Consider the following 18,526-nt stretch of genomic DNA (forward strand, 5'->3'; position numbering starts at 1 on the left):
CCTATCCGTTCCGGTCCTGTTTTCTTTCGTTACAACACAGTTTGTTTCTGGTATTTTTCAGTCTTACGATCCTTTTTTATCACTTTACTGTTATTCCTATAATCATCCCATGAATCCAGACTCAAGTAAGGCTCTGCTTCGATGATATCTTTTACTTTGCTGTGCTGTTGTTCTTTGAATAGCTCAATCATTCGAATTAAATCATTACGATCCAGCAGCTTCACTCCATTATAACTGGCTAACTGTTCACACGAGGGAGTATATTTACTTGAAGTAATCACAATAGATTTCTTAGCTCTATAAAATCGCATAGAACTGTACACTTCCTGAACTGCACTCAAACCTACAGGATTGCTTAATGCATACCGTTTTGCCTGAATGACATTGCGATATCCTTCTCTATCCGTAAATACCAAATCTGTTCCAAAATCTCTACTGTCCTGTGTTTTATACGCATCACTATAGCCTAAACACAAGAACAACCTGAACAGATACATTTCAAAATCCTTGCCATCTTCCATACGATCGATCTCATTTATTCCGATTTTGTAAGGGTCAATATCCTGCGTTACTTTATATCGCTCTTGGACTTTAGGCTTTTTAAGAAAACGTAATAGAGCCAAAGCAAGTAATACAGCAATGACACCAACAACTATAAATATGTACAACTCTGCTCCTCCTCAGCTATTCAACTCTTTTCCATACTTGCTTATAATACAACAAATAGGTACAATTTCCCGTAAAATTTAGATGAATATAGTGAATTAGAAACAAAAGTAAGTCTAAATAAAAAGGCAACAGGTAATACCTGCTGCCTTACTCCCTATTATTCAGCTTCCGTTAATGTTTTTAAAGCTTCAGTAAATGAATTGCCGATCGACATAATTTCTCCATTAACTTGCTTGCTAAATTGAGATTCCGTAAGTTTGTCTTTTCCTGCCGTGTGATTCTTAATGAATTTTATAAGGTCTGCTTTCTGTTTTGCAATATCCTTTAAAACTTGGTCACTTTCTCGCTTGTAATTTTTAATACTTTTACTTAGTTCAACCTTCGCCACACTGAGCTCCTTCTTTAATTTATCGCAATCAACCTTCGCTTGAGCTATTACCGTTTTACTAGACTTATTTTTCACTTCGTTTTTATATCGCGCAGTTGCTTGGTTTAATCTCTGAGTTAGCTCACGAACCTCTGCCCCTAGAACAGCATTAAGCTTTTTTTGTGCAGCTTTAATTTCTTTTACACGATCTTTATAATTCTCAAAGTATAATTTTTCGATTTCACTTGTTGACATTGCTTTTGTAGATGTTGCTGCCAATACTTGTGATGGAATTAAAACAACAATCATTAATAATAGTAGAATAGCTTTCTTCATATGTATCCCCTTGTCTGGTAATAGTACAATTATCATAAGGGAAATGAAGGGAATAGACAATATAATTAAAAAGCATTAGAAGAAAAACTGAATTGTTTCTATTCTTTCAATTAAAAAGGGAGATCGTTATGAAGAAATATGGAATAGCAATCTTTATAGCAACTCTATTTGCGAGCATTTGGATACTTAGTAGTTACACTAAAAGTTATACCCAAAACGAAGTATTCAGCTATCTTATAAAAGATCAAGCATACAAACCATCTGCAATTTATTCAGTTGAAACTCAAATAGCTAAAGCTCCCTTAATTAGTACACAAGTTATATTTAAGGACGAAATCGATGCAAGGTATTTTTATAAAAAGGAGCAAGGTAAAATTATTCAGTATAACCAAGCCCCTATTAAGGGAGTAGATGATGGTGCTTATATTTATAAACATCATGAAAACAAATAAAAACGAAAGATCATCCTCAATTCAGTGAAAAAACTCAATTGAGGATGGCCTAAGCTATTCATTTTCCCAGATAATAGAGCCATCTGAAGATGTAATCATGCTAGGGGGATCGTCATGGAGAGAAATTTCAACAAAGGAGCTTTTTCCTTTTTGCAACCATTTATATATACTTCCTTCATCGTTAATCGGCTTAGATACTATTTTTTTAACTTCAATAACTGCAGCATCATATTCAAGGAACCCATTATCATCTTCATTTAAACCATTGTTTGTTTCATAGATTGTGTCCCTAGTACCAATAATCTTTAATCCATTCCCCCAATGAATAGTTAATTCATCTTTTGGTACTGAAATAATAACTTTAATTAAAGAATCATATCCCATATACTCCTCCTTGGTTTAAGGCTCTTCTCGTCTTCAAATTCAATGGTAACGCTAGTGTTTTCGCTATAAATAAACCATTGTCCCAATTCCTTATTAACCTATCCAGGCACAACCATCTTATCATGGATGATATTGTTGTTTGCTGTATTCAAAAACTCGTGTCCTTTATTTGATTGACCAATTATGCAAAAATAAGCCTACTCCCATTTTATTGTTAAAGGAGCAAGCTCATAAATAAATTATTTTGTAATATTAATTATCTTCTCGGCAATTAACTGACAATCTTCAATGCTTTTGTCGAATTTCTTTTTAAAAGATTGAGCGAATACAGAATGAATCTGCTTTGCTAATTCTCCAGTAGAGTTTGTTTCCATGCTTTTTTCATGAATTTTACGTATTTCTGAATAATATTCATCTTCTAATAGAGGATATATTTCGACTGGGTTCCATTCATTAATCATTTGTACAATATCATCGTTCATTTCTATAGACTCCTATTCTCCAAATAACGATTTAGATAGTGCTTTATATTCATCATCATACTTACTCTTAGGAATAACTGTAACAAGTGTCCCCTCGTTAGCAACTACAGCAGCACCTTCTTTTGAAAAAAACAAATGCTTGACGATGAAAATATATTTAATCAATTAAATGAGGAAAAACCGCCGCATAAATAGGATAGTCTAGGTTCAAGAATTATTAATTAGAGGTTGTAATGTTCACATTTAATGTTTCACCTATTTTTTTGGTATCCACTTTAGCTCCTAACACTTCAGAAACGATTCTTAAAGGAACTTGAACACGAATTGTAGGAATCTGCGGTGCCGCCAGCATAATTTTCTTTTCAGCGTTGACATACGCAATCTTACTACCGATCGCCAATTTAATTACAGTTCCATTCTTTGATTCAATGGTGACTTGTTGTAAAGTTTTGTCCCAGTCTCTTACTCTCCCTCCTAGATTTTCAGAAACGAAGCGAAGAGGAACAAAAGCTGTATTTGTAGCATTTTCAATATAAGGAGGTGAATCTGAATTAGTTCCAAAATTAATAGGAACACCGTTTACCTGTACATTAATTGTGTAACTATAAGGATGTTTTGTTGCACTCGCTTGTACGCTTAATACAAGTGAAAAAATAAGAAATACGGAAACCGTAAAGATTCTTTTCATCATACATTCATCTCTCCCTTTTGTTAAAATTAACAATTTACTGAAAATATATCTTTCTGACCTCCAAGATGTACTTTTCCTGTTAATCATACATCGTTGCCTAATAATAAAAATGAAGCAAGGAAGTTTTTTATTCCAAACTTTGCTATTGTTACAGAGTTTGATTATACTTTAGCCACTAGTAGAATTGCGTGTTTCTACCGAGGAGGGATCAAATTCCAATGAATTTAGCCGTCAAGTTGATGCAAAAATTCAAAGACCGCGATACCCAGAATAAGCTGAAAGGCTATCGGGACAAAGCGGAGCTCATTAGGAAACGGAATTTGGAAGCATGGGACAATCAGCGGCTGAAAGCGGAATCTCTCCGGCTGAAAAAGGAAGCAAAATTGGGTACCCCTTTGGATGAGCTGCTTGTCGATGCTTATGCGTTAGTCTGCGAGGCAGCGAAGAGAAAGCTCGGATTAAAGCCTTATGATGTCCAGATCATGGCTGCCATCGCTCTGCACGATAGGTTTGTGATCGAGCAGCATACCGGCGAAGGAAAAACGCTCTCTGCTGTTATGCCTGCTTATCTAAATGCGCTGACCGGCGAAGGCGTTCATGTGCTCACTTTTAACGATTATTTGGCAAATCGGGATGCGGAGTGGATGGGTCCGATCTATCGTTTCCTCGGGTTAACGGTAAAATCGGTTCAAGCGGGCATGAGCTTATCCGTAAAACGAGAAGCGTACGCCGCGGATATAACCTATGTTACGGCCAAAGAAGCGGGATTCGATTATTTGCGCGACACGATTACACTAAGCGAAGCCGATACCGTGCATCGTCCTTTCCACTACGTTATCGTCGACGAAGCGGATTCACTGCTTCTCGACGAAGCTCGGGTGCCGCTAGTCATCGCTGGCGAGCCGGATTCTTCCGGCAACGACGTAATTCGTTTCGCAGATGTGACTAGGCAGCTTGAGCAAGATAAGTATTACGACTTCGACGAGTTCAAGCGGAACGTTTATTTGAATGAGGCGGGCGCTGCGAAAGCGGAGTCGCTGCTGGGATGCGGTAATTTGTACGAAAGCCATAATAGTCATTTGTTGTCGTCGTTAAATTGCGCGTTGCATGCGGAAACGTTATTGAAAAAAGATGTCGATTACATCGTCCGGGACGGTAAAATCGAGCTGATCGACGAATATACCGGCCGCGTGGCGGAGAATAGGCATTTGCCAGAAGGACTGCAAGCCGCGCTTGCAGCCAAAGAAGGGATGCACTCGAAAGTCGGCGGGAAAATTCTCGGAACGATCACCCTTCAACACTTCATTAGCCTGTATCCAAAAATTTGCGGAATGACGGCTACCGCGTACGCTTCCGCAATGGAATTCAAAGAGGTTTATGCGCTGCAGGTCGTGCAAATTCCACCGAACCGGCCAAACATACGGATCGACCAACCGCATCGAATTTATACCCATAAGGAAGCCAAGCTTAAGGCGCTTGTCCAAGAAATCTCGGCCGTCCATGCGATGGGACGGCCGATTCTCATTGGTACGTCAAGCGTGGAGGAGTCGGACATGCTGGCAGAGGCGCTAGCAGTTGCCGGCGTACCCTGCCATGTTCTGAATGCAAAAAACGATGCAGAAGAAGCCGAGGTCATTGCAAGAGCGGGAGAAATCGGCGCCGTGACGGTGTCTACGAATATGGCGGGACGCGGCGTCGACATTCGGCTCGGCGGTGGCAACCCTACGCAAGCAGAAGTTGTCGCCAAGCTGGGAGGGTTATACGTGATTGGTACGCATGTAAACGAAAGCGTGCGGATCGACGACCAACTGCGCGGGCGTTCTGGACGCCAAGGCGACCCTGGAGCTTCCGTATTTTTCGTAAGCTTAGAGGACGAGTTGTTACTTCGGTTCGGCATCGATAAAGCGATTCACGCCCACAGGCAGGATGAGGCTCTCGAAGACCCGGTGCTACGCAGCAAAATCGCGCATATTCAGCGCGTTATTATGGGCCAGAACTTCGATATCCACCAGGAACTAAACCGTTATTCGGATATGGTGGAGGAACAGCGACGTATTCTATACGAGGAGCGGCTCGCAATTTTGAAAGGAGAAACGCCGATGAGCCCTTCGGAGCAGCGGGTACGGCTTTATTATATTGACAAGTTCTGGGCTGACCATCTGGCATACATTTCTTACCTTCGCGAAGGCATCCACTTGGAGAGCCTTGCTAGCCGCAATCCGATCGACGAATTTCATGAGCAAATCATCCAAGCATACGAGCAAATTCGAGCTAAAATAAATAGCAAGTCAGCGAATATGCTTGTAAGGCTCGGAGGTTCGAATGATCCGGCGAAGTGGGAAGAGTTCGGTCTGAAGAGCCCTACTTCCACTCGGACTTATATAATCAACGATCAATACATCCAGAATATGCGCAGCTCATGGACCGCAATGACTGTATTTGCTTTTGGGATTCGCAAGATTTTGAGGCCGATATTCAAACTGGCAAAATTTTGATGCAGTTTAGCTTTTTTTGAGGATGATCGGGACGAATACGAGCGAACGCTCGATTCATCCTGCGCTGAAAAAGTTGACGCGAAGCATTGACTCCGTGTTGACTTTGGACGTCCGCTTAGATTTCTCAACTTTATAATCGGTATAAACATACCAATCACGGCCGCCAAAGCTATGGCGGCTTTTTTGCACTCATTTTGAGGAGGGATTGATATGCCAATGGCAACAAGCGTAGCCGCTATAAAGCAGGCATTCTCATTGAATGTAACCGCCATCGGATGTTGGGCTAATAGTCAAGCCTGATCTTGAGATTGATCCGTTATTCTACTCTTTTTCTCAGCAATAAGTAAACCTAGCAGTATATATCCTCTGCACAATAATCCAATTAAAAGCACTCCACCAGCAATAGAAAGGAGAATAACTAAAATATTAAGTATAAATAGAAATAACTCCAAAAAGACACCTCCAAAGTAAATTAGCCTTATATTTATCCTATAGTAAGAGTCGTGTCGAAGTATCATAAAGCTTGTCATAAAACAAATAAGAAAGCAGTTAATGAAAGAACTAAGTTATTCAAAAAAACTTATGGTCAGAATAAAAGACTTATATCTGTGCAACTTTTTTTCGTTTTTCTGGTATATATGATAAAAAATGAAATCAGGTGTTTATTCAATGAGACGAATTTTTGTTTCTCTACTTGTATCTTCCTGCCTTCTAATTTCTGGCCTGCTTCCAACGGCTCTGAGTTATGCGGAGAATTCAACTTCCAATCTTCCCGTTGTAGTAGAGGATGCGGCTGTGTTCTATCTGGTTCCGCACCAACTGACTGCCGAAATAAACAAATCTTCTTTATCGCTGGATTCCGTCTCCATAAAAACCGCTCCCCTGCTGAAGAAAAATAATCATTTATATTTCCCGTTCAAATGGCTGGAAACAGTTCACTTGGCAACCATCAAGTGGGATGCAAAGACAGGCAGCACGTGGGCGGAGTTTGACATTGAGAACTCGGTACCTTTTTCCTCATTTCGGTTGATGCCTAACCAATCAAAGATTTTCAGGTACGAAGACGGAACAATGACAGCGCTGGATGAGCCAATCCCTAAAACCTTTATGAAAAACGATCAATTGTATATTCCAGCGTCACTTCTGCCTAAAATGGGAATAAATTATACATGGAGTAATGGAGTCATGCACTGGGTCTGGAACGACAAAGTAGTTAAAGCGCTTCACCCAACTTATACAACGGATAAGGAAAAAATCACTTTTAGTGCATTAGTACAAAAAGAGTTCGGGCATGCTTATCTTATGGTAAATACAGGGCACGGTGGCATGACAAGTTCCATTGGAGGTAGCATTAGCACGTTTAAGGGAAAAGAAAAAAGCATTGGAAAGCCGATTATAATAAATGGGCAAACATTTCGGCGGATTGAATATTCAGTTGAGCTTCGTCCTGGTCCAAATCCATTAGAAATTCACACCAATGATAAAGGATCTGTTAAGATAATGGTCCATCGCAAAGTATTAAACCCGTCCTCCGTTCCTATTAGATACAACCATCCCGAGAACGAGCAGGATATCCGCTTTACCAAACCTACACAGGGATACCTCCGTGTACAGGCTGGAGATCCAATAGCAATTGCTGGAGTCGTGACAGCTACGTATCTGGAAAGCAATGAAGTTTCTTTTGGAGTGGCAGCATTCCAAAACGGTGATTTTGTTGAAGTTGAAAAAAAGACCGTTATTCCCCTCAAACAGGATAAATCCTTTAGCGGTTCTGTCGTTATTCAAAAACCTGGTACTTATTTGGTCAATATTCTAAGCCCAGATGTATTCGTGGGAGGTAGTTCACCGTACGGCTCTGTCAAATGGGCTGAGATAGCAGTCGAAGTATTGCCTAAAACCAAGAAAAAACCATAATTCTTCTCTTCCAGATCTAACACCAGCTAAATATGGACCAGTCTATTAAAGGGAACAGCAGCGGACACAAGACTTGATAAATAAAATCTTGTGTCCGCCCCTGTTGTCATTGACCTAACGTTTCTCGTTAGCGTAATGAGACTGTCACTTTTTCAAAAGTGGTTTCCAGTTCTCATTACGCTCATCGTTAATCGTTGGCTTACGATTAACACGTCCTTGTAAATAAGCTTTTTGATATTGCCTTAGCGATTCAATATTTGCCCCCCCTTCATAATCGGGATCGTGATATTGAACAACATCATCCTCCCAAAAACAAATATCACAAATGTCATAGGTACCTGGTGGTTCATAATCCAGTGTCTTATAACCACAGCATGGACATGCATATTTCATATATAGTGACCTCCACATAACAGATTTCAACTAGCGTTTCCTGTTAGCTTAACAAAGATTTTTTTTAAATACTAGGCTTTTCCTATACTAATTTGAATGGCTTCATAGTACAAGAATTCTACTTTTCCAAAAACATTATTGGAGGCTAACAAATGAGTAAATTTGAAAAAAATCTAATTAAGTATTTGTCTTACGGTTTTATTGTAGGAATATACTATTCCTTTATTAAAGGGCCAACAACAACGAGTACTCCGATCAACGGTATGTTTGAATTTTATACGGTACCCACTTCTACTTTTATTTTTAGAACATTACAACATCGTTTCTACTAAGCCTCTTTGCTGGAGTAGTGTATACAATTACTTTTTTGTGTATAAGAGGAAATAAGTAGATTCTTTGAATAACTCCAAAGCAAAAGAAGCTGTCCAAATCGCAACGGTTCCTTTTCTTAAGTAACGGTTCGAAGCAAATATTACGTCATTGGTAGCGCTACTTTAGCTTGCTCCAACAAAGAAGATAGTTATAAGAAAATATGGAATAGCAATTTTTATAGTAATGATATTCGCAAGCGTTTGGACGCTTAGTAGTTACACTAAAAGTGATACTCAAAACAAGGTATTCGATTATCTTGTAAAAATTCAAGGATACAAACCATCTAAAATTTATTCAGTTAAAACTCAAATAGGTAAAGCTACCTTAGTTAGTACACAAGTTATTTTTAAGGACGAAACCAATGCAAGGTATTTTAAAAGAGCAAGATAAAATTATTCAGCGTAGCTAAGCCCCCATTAAAGGAGTAGATGATGGGGCGTATAATTATTCTTTGAAGGATTATAACGGAAATGCAATGCACAGTCACATGCTTGTCCAACTCCAAGAGGTCACAAATGTGGTCACAAAATTCAGTCATTTATAAGATTTTAATAGAATGAATCAGTACAGATCAGTAAATTGAAAATTGCTATGAAAGCTTGTCCCGCTTGACTTTACGGCTTAACCAGCGAAAAATTTTACTACCCCAAAATTCGGTACATCTTAGACGCACCACACATGATGTAACCACGGGAGTTAGAGATCGTTAACAGCGTTGTTTTAGGCAGTTTGACCTCGACTCCGATAAATGTATGCTCACCCACTTGAATGGGTTCCATGTGTATCATGGTTATTACATGCACCTCCTCTTTATTCATCCGGGATATTTTATGCGGCATTTGCGGGTAAGTGTGGACACTCGTGGATACATTCAAAATATTAAAAATCTTATTTATGTACAGTAAAACAGGCGAAATCAAAAAGACTAGACGAATCATTCCATCTAGTCTCTTGATCATAAGTTAATGTTCTAGGTCTATGCTTTATTCAAACTTCTTTAAGTACTGTGACGGCACAAGGTCAGCAAGCCAAACACCATGGTTGGCTTTATAAAACTTTACTTGATTGACTAATGCCTTTTCTGTGTCTACATACTTTCTGCCCATTGGCTTAATTCCTTCAGTAAAAATGTTATGGATTACCTTTGTGTTTGTACCGTGATAGAGAATGGTTGGTGGAGTGACCTCCTTATAATCCAATCTGCCTGCACTGTGCCCATAATTAGCTCTTATGTACCCATTAACAATCTCATATCTTTGCTTTGAACAATGGTTTACTACTTGCTTGATATCCAACTCACTAACATCGGCCCATCTATTCTCTGATCTTATCCCTTGAATCAGGTCTTGAATGTCACAATAACCCTCATGGTCTAGCTCAAGACCAAACTGTTCTGGTGTATGCCTAAGAATCTTACTCATAAACTTACTGAGGCTCTCTTCTTGTTTTGGTGTTAACATTGTATACTCCTTTAATAAAATATTTGTCTATCTATAATAACCTATCCGATGATTCATAGCGCCTTGTGAAGTAAAGCCCCAAACCTCCGATAAGGAAAGATGTAGCTCCAATTAAAAAACCTCTTAGACTGTATCTGTTATAAGCCTCCAATATTTTTGCAAGTCCCAGCCCACAATGAAAATAACCGAAAATACCTCTTATCAAATCCATGATAAAAAATTTCCTATTCTTAAATCCCTCCTCTCTAATAGTTGTCCGATGAAAATAAAGATTTAGACTGGATTTGTTGGTCCTAAGCTGATTCTGAATTGCTAAATCGTCAGACTTGGAATAATAAGTTTTAGACTGACCCAAATATAAAACCAGCGGCAGTCAAGGACCTGAAAATAAAGTCCTAGACTGCCGCTGGTTTATTGAACTAACGTTCTCTGTTAGCGTAACAAGTGGTGCAAAATTATTTCATGCGATATATCTACAACCGTTTCGGTGCTGCCGATCGGCTTGCCGTTAGTAAGAAACACCGAGGCGATAAATTCTCCCTGAATCGTTAGGCTTCCAATCGCCTTAAATCGTTCTACCTCTATGGTTTTGCCGAAATAATCGGCTGGATCAACGTCTTCCATCAGTCCCCATTCGACCATATCTGGCGTACGGGTCAGCACTTTCCGATGCGACTGTCGAGAATCCTCTCTATCGCTGGATATTCCTCGAATCTTCGTTCGATGAAATGTTGAAAACCGCCCCGTAAAGGGGCGGTTTTCTTATGCTTGCATGAATGCTTCTAACGGCTCCAGAGTCGAGAACGTCTTCTTTGCGTCCTTCTTCCGTTGCTCATCATAGAGTTTGGTTAACTCTACGAATGATTCAGCTTTAATCTTCGTATAACTCGATTTGGTGTATCTGATTATGTACGTCTTTTGCCCTTCCTCTTCAACCCATTGGTAAACGACGTCATATTTTTCCCTCAGATTCTTCAAATGAAGTGCCTGGCGCAACACTGCATAGTGTTCTTCAATGGCTTCATCGCATTCCTCCATAATCTTCTCGTATGCGCAGCCAACTCGCATCAGAATCTCCAATGCCCGTTCATCGCCGTATCTCGCGAGAAATTCCTTCAACGAAACCAGCGCATATAGCGTTATTTGTTCCTTGTCATTCGGATCCCTGTATTCATAACAGCCTACAACCAAATTGCGGTCGGTCATTTCCTCCTTACTGAATTGCATCTTGAACAAATACTCGAGTGATTTCTGCTTCATAACGGTTTCCAGCATCTGTTCTTTATCAATCTTGATGCCCGTTGTCACCCACGGAAACGGTAGTTGACCGTTACTTTCACGCGATAAGCTACCCCTAATATTCAAAATCGGTAGACCTGTAGCAATTGCGTACGACCTGTTATATCCTTTGCCCGCGAATATTTCCTGTTCTTCTCGCATGTGTCCTACCCCTCCTTTTAGTACCAAGTTCCATTCGGCGCGAAGTGCCACCAGTTGTCTGCGAAGTGAATCTCCGCTCGATTCCAGCGAATTGCGATCCAAATTATCCTCCGCATTTTCCAGTAATTCCTTGGTTAAGCTATAGTTCTCCGTTCGTATTATGAGCTGTGACCTACGCTTACGGGCTTTGCCACTTCACTTCCGCTCTTCCAATCCCGCTCTGTCCATTGTCAGACAACACTTTTATTTCCATCTCTCCAGGCACTTCATGAATCTCCGTTACAATCGGTTCAGACGAACCGAGAATAAGATCCTATAGTAAACTATTGCATATCCATAAAACTACCACTTTTTTGTGTTGGTCTCCTATTAGTTCATCACCGCTGCTTTTCATGAACCCGCGAAGATACTTCTGGGATAAATTGTATCAAATGGAAACCATAAGTTCATCTAATGGTTGCGTTATCCTGCCCGTTGGCTAATGTCGACTGCCAGTCTACAACTTTATTTTTCACGGTCTAAGGCTTTGTTTTTCAGTCTAACACTTTATTTTCACAGAACAATAGTCTCATTAGACTATTTTGTTCTTCCCATAATTTTAAGAATGTATCATACTTCATAACATTCACGCACCTTCCGTATACTTTACCCATATCGCTAAGTTAGTAGCCTGATTGAAGACTCTCCTGTTTAAACCCGCCTCTTAATTCTTAGGTGCATGCAAATTATCTTCTTTATCAGATAAATTACTATGAAAAAAGCTTGCTCCCATTTTATTATTAAAGGAGCGAGCTTATAGATATTCATTAATCGTTGTGAATTATATTGATTTAGAATTTTTATAGCACCAGTTTGGATCATAGGGCAGAGATCTGAACTTCTGCATATCTTCCCAACTGTAGACCCAATCGTAATCAGGAATCCAAAAATAGTCAGTAGGATTTAGCTTGAGATATTCATATATAAATCGAAAAATCAGCTCTTCAACACCATAAACATCTTCAATACATCCTACTTGATACAAGGACAAGCTTGAATCTAATCCACTAATATCCTCATCATGCTCATAATTAATTTCGTAATTATAAATTCCATCAATATAGAATATAAACTGCTGGTTATTTTCAGCACCCAGTGGGTTATAAGATATATTTAGAGTTGTTGAAAAAAACTGTTCGTTCTTATATTTTTTATCATTGTCAAAATATAATCCAGCATCTGCATGAAAGGCAGCTACGATTGCATCTCCTAGTAATTTCTCAGGTGTATATTTTTTTCGTTCTATTAAAATAAAACTTATCAGTCTTAATTGTCATTTTCTCCAGTTGTCCTTCTTTAACTGCTTTGATTGAAGCCTTAACCTCAATTAATTCATTAGTTGTAACTACATCTAAAACACCTGCAAATTGGCCATCTTTCTTTAATATTTTTTGTCCAAAACCAGTGACTTCCCCTGCTTCTTGCTCCGTTCCGCATGCCCCTCATATATAGCTCGGAGAATACCCGCAGAACCAAAATCCAAAAGTTCACCTAACGAATTGTACTTCTTTCGATCCCTCTCCCTTGCTGCATCCCAGTACCCATTCCATATTTCAGTCAAGCTCTTTCCTGACTTATGTACTGCATTTTCTATAGCCAGTTCTACTTCTTCTGCATCGACCTGTGTAAATTCCTTGGATATGCGGTGATATGCGGATTAGCTCCTGCGCTACATTGTACAATCCTTCTACTTTTCATGCTTTCTGTATAAGAACTGATCAGCCACTTCCATCAATTTGTCAGGTGGAACTAAAATTCTCCCCATTCTACCACGCCCACTTTAATTTTGATGGAAATAATCTTATCAGAAGGGGTGATTTAGGGAAATCCATCTGCTATCCTGTTATTTCCTTTTAATCCATGTGACATTTGAACTGAAATAAACAGATTTATTATGTCTAAAGTAGTGTATAACGCTGTTAGATGATGCCTAAGTTAGTTTTAGTTGTTCTATCCATAGGCTAGTGATCAAGTATTGATTAATGTTGATTATATCATTATTACTTTTTCTTGATTAATAACAATATAATTGACATAATATCAATAAACATCCTTACTATATAATTCTAGGACGCTATATTTAAAGGCTTTTCCTATATAACTTTGAATGGCTTCATAGTACAAAATTCTCCTTTTCCATAAACATTATTGGAGGCTAGTAAATGAGTAAATTTGAAAAAAATCTAATTAAGTATTTGTCTTACGGTTTTTGTGTAGGAATTTATTATTCCTTTATCAAAGGGCCAACAACAATGAGTTCTTCAATCAACGGTATGTTTGAATTTTATACAGTACCCACTTCTACTTTTATTTTCAGAACTTTATCAATCTCGTTTATATTAAGCCTCATTGCTGGAGTGGTGTATACAATCGTTTTTTTATGTATAAAAGGAAATAAGTGGATTTCCCAGAATAATCCCAAAACAAAAGGAGCCAACCCATCGCAATAGCTCCTTTTCTTTATCGACCCTTTATTTAATTGACTAACTATGCAAAAAAGCCTGCTCCCATTTTATTATTAAAGGAGCAAGCTTATAAAATATTAATCATACTCAATGAACACATTGCCGTTTCCATTGACGGCTTTCTGTAACAATATAATTATATCGTTCTTAAGATCAGGAAATACAGGTAATATATTAGTCAAACTTTTCGCTTCTTCCTCGGTGAAATATTTAATATCAAATGAATCAAACAATTGTAGGGTCTCTCTAATATTTTCCACTTCCCATGGACTTTCCTCATACCAGCCTTCGTGGGCATAATATTCACTTAGTATATTACTTTGTGCAGATTCTAGTTGAACCAAACAATCCATTAATGTATCAAAGTATCCATTCCATATCTTCAATACATAGCTTTTATCTGAATTTGTATAAATCAATCTTATTTCTGGTTCTCCTTCAAATCCAGCATAGTAGGTATCATTTATTTTATCTGTCTTCATCCTCTTACTCCTTCTAATGGCTGTGATTTTGAACTTGAGAGCATTTTATTCTCAGACTGCCACGTGGTGACCCGTTGGTCTGTAATTCGAGCCATTCTCTCAATGCTCAATAGGAGGTGCCTCCACTGCTGCTAACATAAACTGGAATGGTGGGATCAGCTTACTCTTCCTCTTCGTTAACCGCTTTAATCAGATCTCCGTAGACTTCCTTCGTGTGAGCAGATGCATGTTCTTTAAAATGTGTAAACAATCTCATACATCTGATTGCTTGTATTCTATTATTAGATTCAGCAGACTTTTCCAAACAACTGAACAAAAATGTGAACCCATCTGAAAACTTCCCTTTACGCAAATGATAGATTGCCAATCCCCTTGATAAATGAATAAAACGTTCTGAACTGATTTGTTGAGTATATACGCCTACCTGATTTTGTTCATTCAAAAAAGATTGAATTTCTGTTTTAAACATTTCAAGGATGTGATCTACATTAATATTATATCGATTAGCCGCCTCAATTATATTATCTATTGCAGGGAGTATTTCATCTTTCTTTGAAGAGAAATAAGCAACATAATCAGGGATTACACCTAAGTCGCCTGACATAAGCCTATTTACATAAATATTAGCAGTTGCCCATTCTTTAAATTGGCTTTTCCATTTTAGGGTCGTTTCATCTTTCTCTTCTACCCAGCTTAAATCGGCATATCTCTGGATATGTTGGAGCGCTGCATCATAATCTTTATTAGCATCACAAACTTCAGCTCGTATTAAATGCGAAAATGCCCAGTAGACAAATGGAGGGTATAGCGGCTTCTTTGTATATTTATTATTTTCATGATGCTGTTGATCAATTTTGTATTGTATTTTTGCTTTATTTCCTAATACTTTGGCAAACGCATCCAATTTAGCCCATTTTCGTAGAGAACGATATGTATTCACCAACGCCCTTAATGCATCAAGTTGATCTACCTCATCTAACCGTTCAACGTAAGGCTCAAATTGAATGGCTGCATCATAGTTTTTCTCTTGATCGTCTCCAATACGAATCGTAAACAATCGATACTGGCAAACCGCCAAACGTTCTGAATACTGATACTTTTCCCCTTCTGCCACATTTTCATAAAGGAACGCTGCTGCTTCAGTATTACCCTTTTTAAAAGAATCCTCGGCTACTTCAAAAAGTGAAGGAAGATAAACAGGATTATCTAGCAACATACCTACAACTCTTCGCAAGCAATCAAGTCGTCCTAACTCCACGCAGCGGTACAAAAAAGGGCTGATTCTTCGCCAGTTGAGCGGTTCTTCCTCAATACATTCTTCAATATAACGTTCATAAAAATAATCCGGTGGTAAATCCATTCCCATAGTGATGCGATCTAGCTGGTGAACAGAAATAGACCGGTTGCCCGTCACAATGCCACTAACTGTACCTACATTCAAATCAATCATGTGACCAAACTCGGTCATGGTTAAGCTTTTCCGTATCAGATAGGTTTGTACTTCTGCTCTAATCGTAGGTGTGATCTCCATAGATAAACCACCCTTTCAACATAAACTCGACATATAATACATAATTAAACTATGTAATGAGAAACAGTTAGTAAAAATTACTTTATCCCATCATTGTCTTTTGGAACAAAGTCATATACCCTTCGTTGTTTACAACAGCACACATTACATTTTTGCACTTTTTACATATATTCCTCAAAAGAGGATTTCCTCATTTTGCTTATGTACAGCAAAACGCGCAATAAAAAGGCTAGACGGATCATTCCATCTAACCTGTTCCATTATCCATTTGGTTTAATATTCTGCCCCATTTAATTGCATTAAATATCAAGCATCTTTTTCCTGTTAGAAATAATTACATTTCGCCATGATATGTTGGTTGATAACTAGACTCTTGATCATGAAATTGTAAGGAAGCAGTCGCTATCGTTACTAACATGAAGCTGGTTGCTAAAAAGGCTAGAATTATTTTACATTTCATCTACATCCACCTCATTAATCAATTTTCTGTACGCTTTCTTAGTCTCAAGGGATGCATACTCTTGAAAAGACTCATACAGTCTCATACATTTAATTATATATGATTTATTATTGATTAATGTAGATTTTTCCAAACAACTTAATAAAAATTTAAAGCCATCAGAAAATCTTCCTTTAGTCAAAAAGTAGACTGATAATTCCTTAGAAAAATGTATAAAACGCTCTGTTATGAATCGTTGAGTATAAAAGCCTTCAATTTCTTGTTGTTCTAAATAAGATGAAATGTCCTCCTTGAATTGCCCTAAAATATCATCTACATCAAATTGGTATCGATTAGCCGCCTCGAAGATATTATCAAGTGCGGGAAGAACCTCATCTTTCCTTGAAGAAATATAAGCTACATACTCGGGAAGTACGCTCTCTTCGCCTGAAAGAAGCTTATTTACATAAGTATTTACTACCGCCCAATCCTCATATTTATTTTTCCATTTCAATGTTTCTTCATCTGTATCCAAAACCCAGCTTAAATCAGCATATTTTTTGATATGATGAAACGCACGTTCATAGTCTTTTCTTTCACCACAGACTTGTGTGCGAAGTAAATGAGAAAAAGCCCAATAAGCAAACAGAGGAAAGCTTGGTTTCTTTGCATTTTCTTTTTTGGAAGGATGCCGTTGTTGCTCCATGTTATATTGAATTTTTGCCTTGTCTCCCAAAGCTTTTGCGAATAATTCTACTTTGTCCCATTTTCGTAACGAACGGTATGTATTCGCCAGATCTTTTAAGGCATCTAACTGTTCTATCTCATCTAGTCGATCAACGTATATTTCAAATTGAACGGCTGCTTCATAGTTTTTCTCTTGATTATCTCCTTGCCTTGTATGGAACAAACGGTACTGACACATAGCCAGACGTTCTGAATATTGCTTTTTCTCACTTAGAGCCACATTCTCATATAGAATAGTTGCCGCTTCGTAAAGCCCTTCTCTAAAAAGTTCTTCGGCAAGCTCAAATAAAGATTCTGAATAGCCTAGTTTATCCATCAATAAATTAACCACATCATGAATGCAGTCCAATTTATTGAGTCTCGCACAATTATGTATGAAAGGACTCATCCGACGCCAGTTCGGATTAGCCTCTGCTAAATACTCAGACACATAGCGTTCATAGTAGTAACCAACGGGGTAGCCCATCGCTTGTGTAATTCGATCTAACTGATCCACTGAAAGTGTGCGGTTCCCATTAATAATACTGCTCATGGTGCCCGGATTCATTTCGGCTGCTCGAGCTAAATCACTTAGGATTAAATCATGATCTCTCATATGTTTTGCTATCTCTGTGAGTATCGTGGTTGTTGTGTTGTACAAAGTAACCACCCCTTATCAGGAACTTATTAGGATATCAACTCATTAAAAAAGGACTATTGCAATCCAATGATTGTATAGCCTTTCCGCAATTCATTGTACCATCTTTTGGCACAATATCATATACCTTTCAGAACCTTACTTAAGATACCTTTGAAGGGTTTGCAAAGAAAATTAAGCTCTATAAATCCTGAGACATACGAATCATATCTCTACACTGTATGCCATTCTCATAAATTTCTTCTAGATAGTTATGTCTGACAAAGAAATCTAGATCTACACCCACAATTCTGAAACCACATTTTTGGTAGAGAGCTAACTGTCCAATGCTAGAGTTTCCTGTACCAATTTCTAACGTTTTATAGCCTTGTGACCGGGCTGTTTCAATGGCATGAGTTACTAATTGTCTCCCAATCCCTTTACCATGCATGACTTCCGCTACTGCAATATTCACCACCTCAATTGTTTCGGGTCTTGTAGGTAAAAGAACATAGACTCCCACAATTTGATGCTCAATTTCTGCTACATAACACTGCCCTCTTTTCAAATATTCCTCAACAAGTTGGCGCGAAGGATCAGCTAGTAGCAAGAGCTCTAACGGACAATTTTCATTTGGTTTAAGCCATCTAATATTCATCTATTCTCTCCTGTATGTATTGTTATCCCCGAATTTTCCCACTTCTTGATTTATTCCAGAAATCCGGGAGTGGTGACGATGAGATAAAGCCTTG

The 18,526-nt window shown here is 38.4% G+C and carries 17 protein-coding genes and 1 pseudogene; 4 read left to right on the forward strand and 14 right to left on the reverse strand.

Annotation, left to right across the window (positions count from 1 at the left end; genetic code table 11):
- Positions 1-29 precede the first annotated feature (29 nt).
- Together BN1546_RS03560 and BN1546_RS03565 are read right to left on the reverse strand one after the other, a co-directional pair.
- On the reverse strand, positions 30-668 hold the full coding sequence (locus tag BN1546_RS03560) for a restriction endonuclease (protein WP_013370214.1): 639 nt from the start codon (positions 666-668) through the stop codon (positions 30-32).
- A 158-nt stretch (positions 669-826) separates the two neighbouring features.
- The gene (locus BN1546_RS03565; RefSeq protein WP_090735978.1) at positions 827-1,372 is read right to left on the reverse strand and encodes a hypothetical protein; all 546 of its coding nucleotides are present in this window, start codon (positions 1,370-1,372) and stop codon (positions 827-829) included.
- A gap of 128 nt (positions 1,373-1,500) precedes the next feature.
- Between BN1546_RS03565 and BN1546_RS03570 the strand changes: the two genes are divergently transcribed.
- Positions 1,501-1,824, forward strand: a complete 324-nt coding sequence (locus BN1546_RS03570) for a DUF3139 domain-containing protein (protein ID WP_090735981.1) — start codon at positions 1,501-1,503, stop codon at positions 1,822-1,824.
- A gap of 54 nt (positions 1,825-1,878) precedes the next feature.
- Here the strand turns inward: BN1546_RS03570 and BN1546_RS03575 are convergent, their stop codons facing one another.
- The 3 genes from BN1546_RS03575 to BN1546_RS03585 all read right to left on the reverse strand — a co-directional run bounded on the left by BN1546_RS03575 (position 1,879) and on the right by BN1546_RS03585 (position 3,381).
- Positions 1,879-2,208: a hypothetical protein gene (locus tag BN1546_RS03575; RefSeq protein ID WP_090735984.1), complete on the reverse strand. Its 330-nt coding sequence runs from the start codon at positions 2,206-2,208 to the stop codon at positions 1,879-1,881.
- Positions 2,209-2,447: 239 nt separating this feature from the next.
- Positions 2,448-2,690, reverse strand: a complete 243-nt coding sequence (locus tag BN1546_RS03580; RefSeq protein WP_090735986.1) for a DUF1871 family protein — start codon at positions 2,688-2,690, stop codon at positions 2,448-2,450.
- 217 nt (positions 2,691-2,907) lie between these two features.
- Positions 2,908-3,381, reverse strand: a complete 474-nt coding sequence (locus BN1546_RS03585; protein WP_090735989.1) for a copper amine oxidase N-terminal domain-containing protein — start codon at positions 3,379-3,381, stop codon at positions 2,908-2,910.
- A gap of 218 nt (positions 3,382-3,599) precedes the next feature.
- Here BN1546_RS03585 and BN1546_RS03590 point away from each other — a divergent pair, with 218 nt between their 5' ends.
- Entirely contained in the window at positions 3,600-5,876 is a 2,277-nt protein-coding gene (locus BN1546_RS03590; protein ID WP_090735991.1) for a preprotein translocase subunit SecA, read from the forward strand.
- Positions 5,877-6,545: 669 nt separating this feature from the next.
- Complete coding sequence (locus tag BN1546_RS03595) at positions 6,546-7,790, forward strand: hypothetical protein (protein WP_090735994.1); 1,245 nt, start codon at positions 6,546-6,548, stop codon at positions 7,788-7,790.
- Between the two features lie 144 nt (positions 7,791-7,934).
- Here BN1546_RS03595 and BN1546_RS03600 read toward each other — a convergent pair whose 3' ends face one another.
- The 5 genes and pseudogenes from BN1546_RS03600 to BN1546_RS03635 form a co-directional block, all read right to left on the reverse strand.
- Entirely contained in the window at positions 7,935-8,183 is a 249-nt protein-coding gene (locus tag BN1546_RS03600; RefSeq protein ID WP_025676434.1) for a CPCC family cysteine-rich protein, read from the reverse strand.
- Positions 8,184-9,223: 1,040 nt separating this feature from the next.
- Positions 9,224-9,343: pseudogene (locus BN1546_RS27710) on the reverse strand (DUF1805 domain-containing protein); the annotation flags it as partial.
- A 195-nt stretch (positions 9,344-9,538) separates the two neighbouring features.
- Positions 9,539-10,015: an RNA 2'-phosphotransferase gene (locus BN1546_RS03620; protein WP_090736001.1), complete on the reverse strand. Its 477-nt coding sequence runs from the start codon at positions 10,013-10,015 to the stop codon at positions 9,539-9,541.
- A gap of 432 nt (positions 10,016-10,447) precedes the next feature.
- Positions 10,448-10,639, reverse strand: coding sequence for a hypothetical protein (locus BN1546_RS03630; protein WP_090736006.1), 192 nt, complete (start codon positions 10,637-10,639; stop codon positions 10,448-10,450).
- Positions 10,640-10,777: 138 nt separating this feature from the next.
- Positions 10,778-11,557 carry a hypothetical protein gene (locus tag BN1546_RS03635; RefSeq protein ID WP_255305263.1) on the reverse strand — a complete coding sequence of 260 codons (780 nt, stop codon included), beginning with the start codon at positions 11,555-11,557 and terminating at the stop codon, positions 10,778-10,780.
- Between the two features lie 2,099 nt (positions 11,558-13,656).
- Here BN1546_RS03635 and BN1546_RS03650 point away from each other — a divergent pair.
- Entirely contained in the window at positions 13,657-13,944 is a 288-nt protein-coding gene (locus BN1546_RS03650) for a hypothetical protein (protein WP_090736012.1), read from the forward strand.
- A 92-nt stretch (positions 13,945-14,036) separates the two neighbouring features.
- Here the strand turns inward: BN1546_RS03650 and BN1546_RS03655 are convergent, their stop codons facing one another.
- The 4 genes from BN1546_RS03655 to BN1546_RS03670 all read right to left on the reverse strand — a co-directional run bounded on the left by BN1546_RS03655 (position 14,037) and on the right by BN1546_RS03670 (position 18,432).
- Entirely contained in the window at positions 14,037-14,441 is a 405-nt protein-coding gene (locus BN1546_RS03655; protein ID WP_090736015.1) for a hypothetical protein, read from the reverse strand.
- Positions 14,442-14,601: 160 nt separating this feature from the next.
- Positions 14,602-15,972 (reverse strand): helix-turn-helix domain-containing protein, encoded by a 1,371-nt coding sequence (locus BN1546_RS03660; RefSeq protein ID WP_090736018.1) that lies wholly within the window; start codon positions 15,970-15,972, stop codon positions 14,602-14,604.
- A 449-nt stretch (positions 15,973-16,421) separates the two neighbouring features.
- Positions 16,422-17,753, reverse strand: coding sequence for a helix-turn-helix domain-containing protein (locus BN1546_RS03665; protein WP_090739123.1), 1,332 nt, complete (start codon positions 17,751-17,753; stop codon positions 16,422-16,424).
- Between the two features lie 223 nt (positions 17,754-17,976).
- Positions 17,977-18,432 (reverse strand): GNAT family N-acetyltransferase, encoded by a 456-nt coding sequence (locus BN1546_RS03670; RefSeq protein WP_025676429.1) that lies wholly within the window; start codon positions 18,430-18,432, stop codon positions 17,977-17,979.
- Positions 18,433-18,526 lie beyond the last annotated feature (94 nt).

The sequence above is a fragment of the Paenibacillus sp. Mc5Re-14 genome (assembly GCF_001049835.1).
Taxonomy (GTDB): Bacteria; Bacillota; Bacilli; order Paenibacillales; family Paenibacillaceae; genus Paenibacillus; species Paenibacillus polymyxa_C.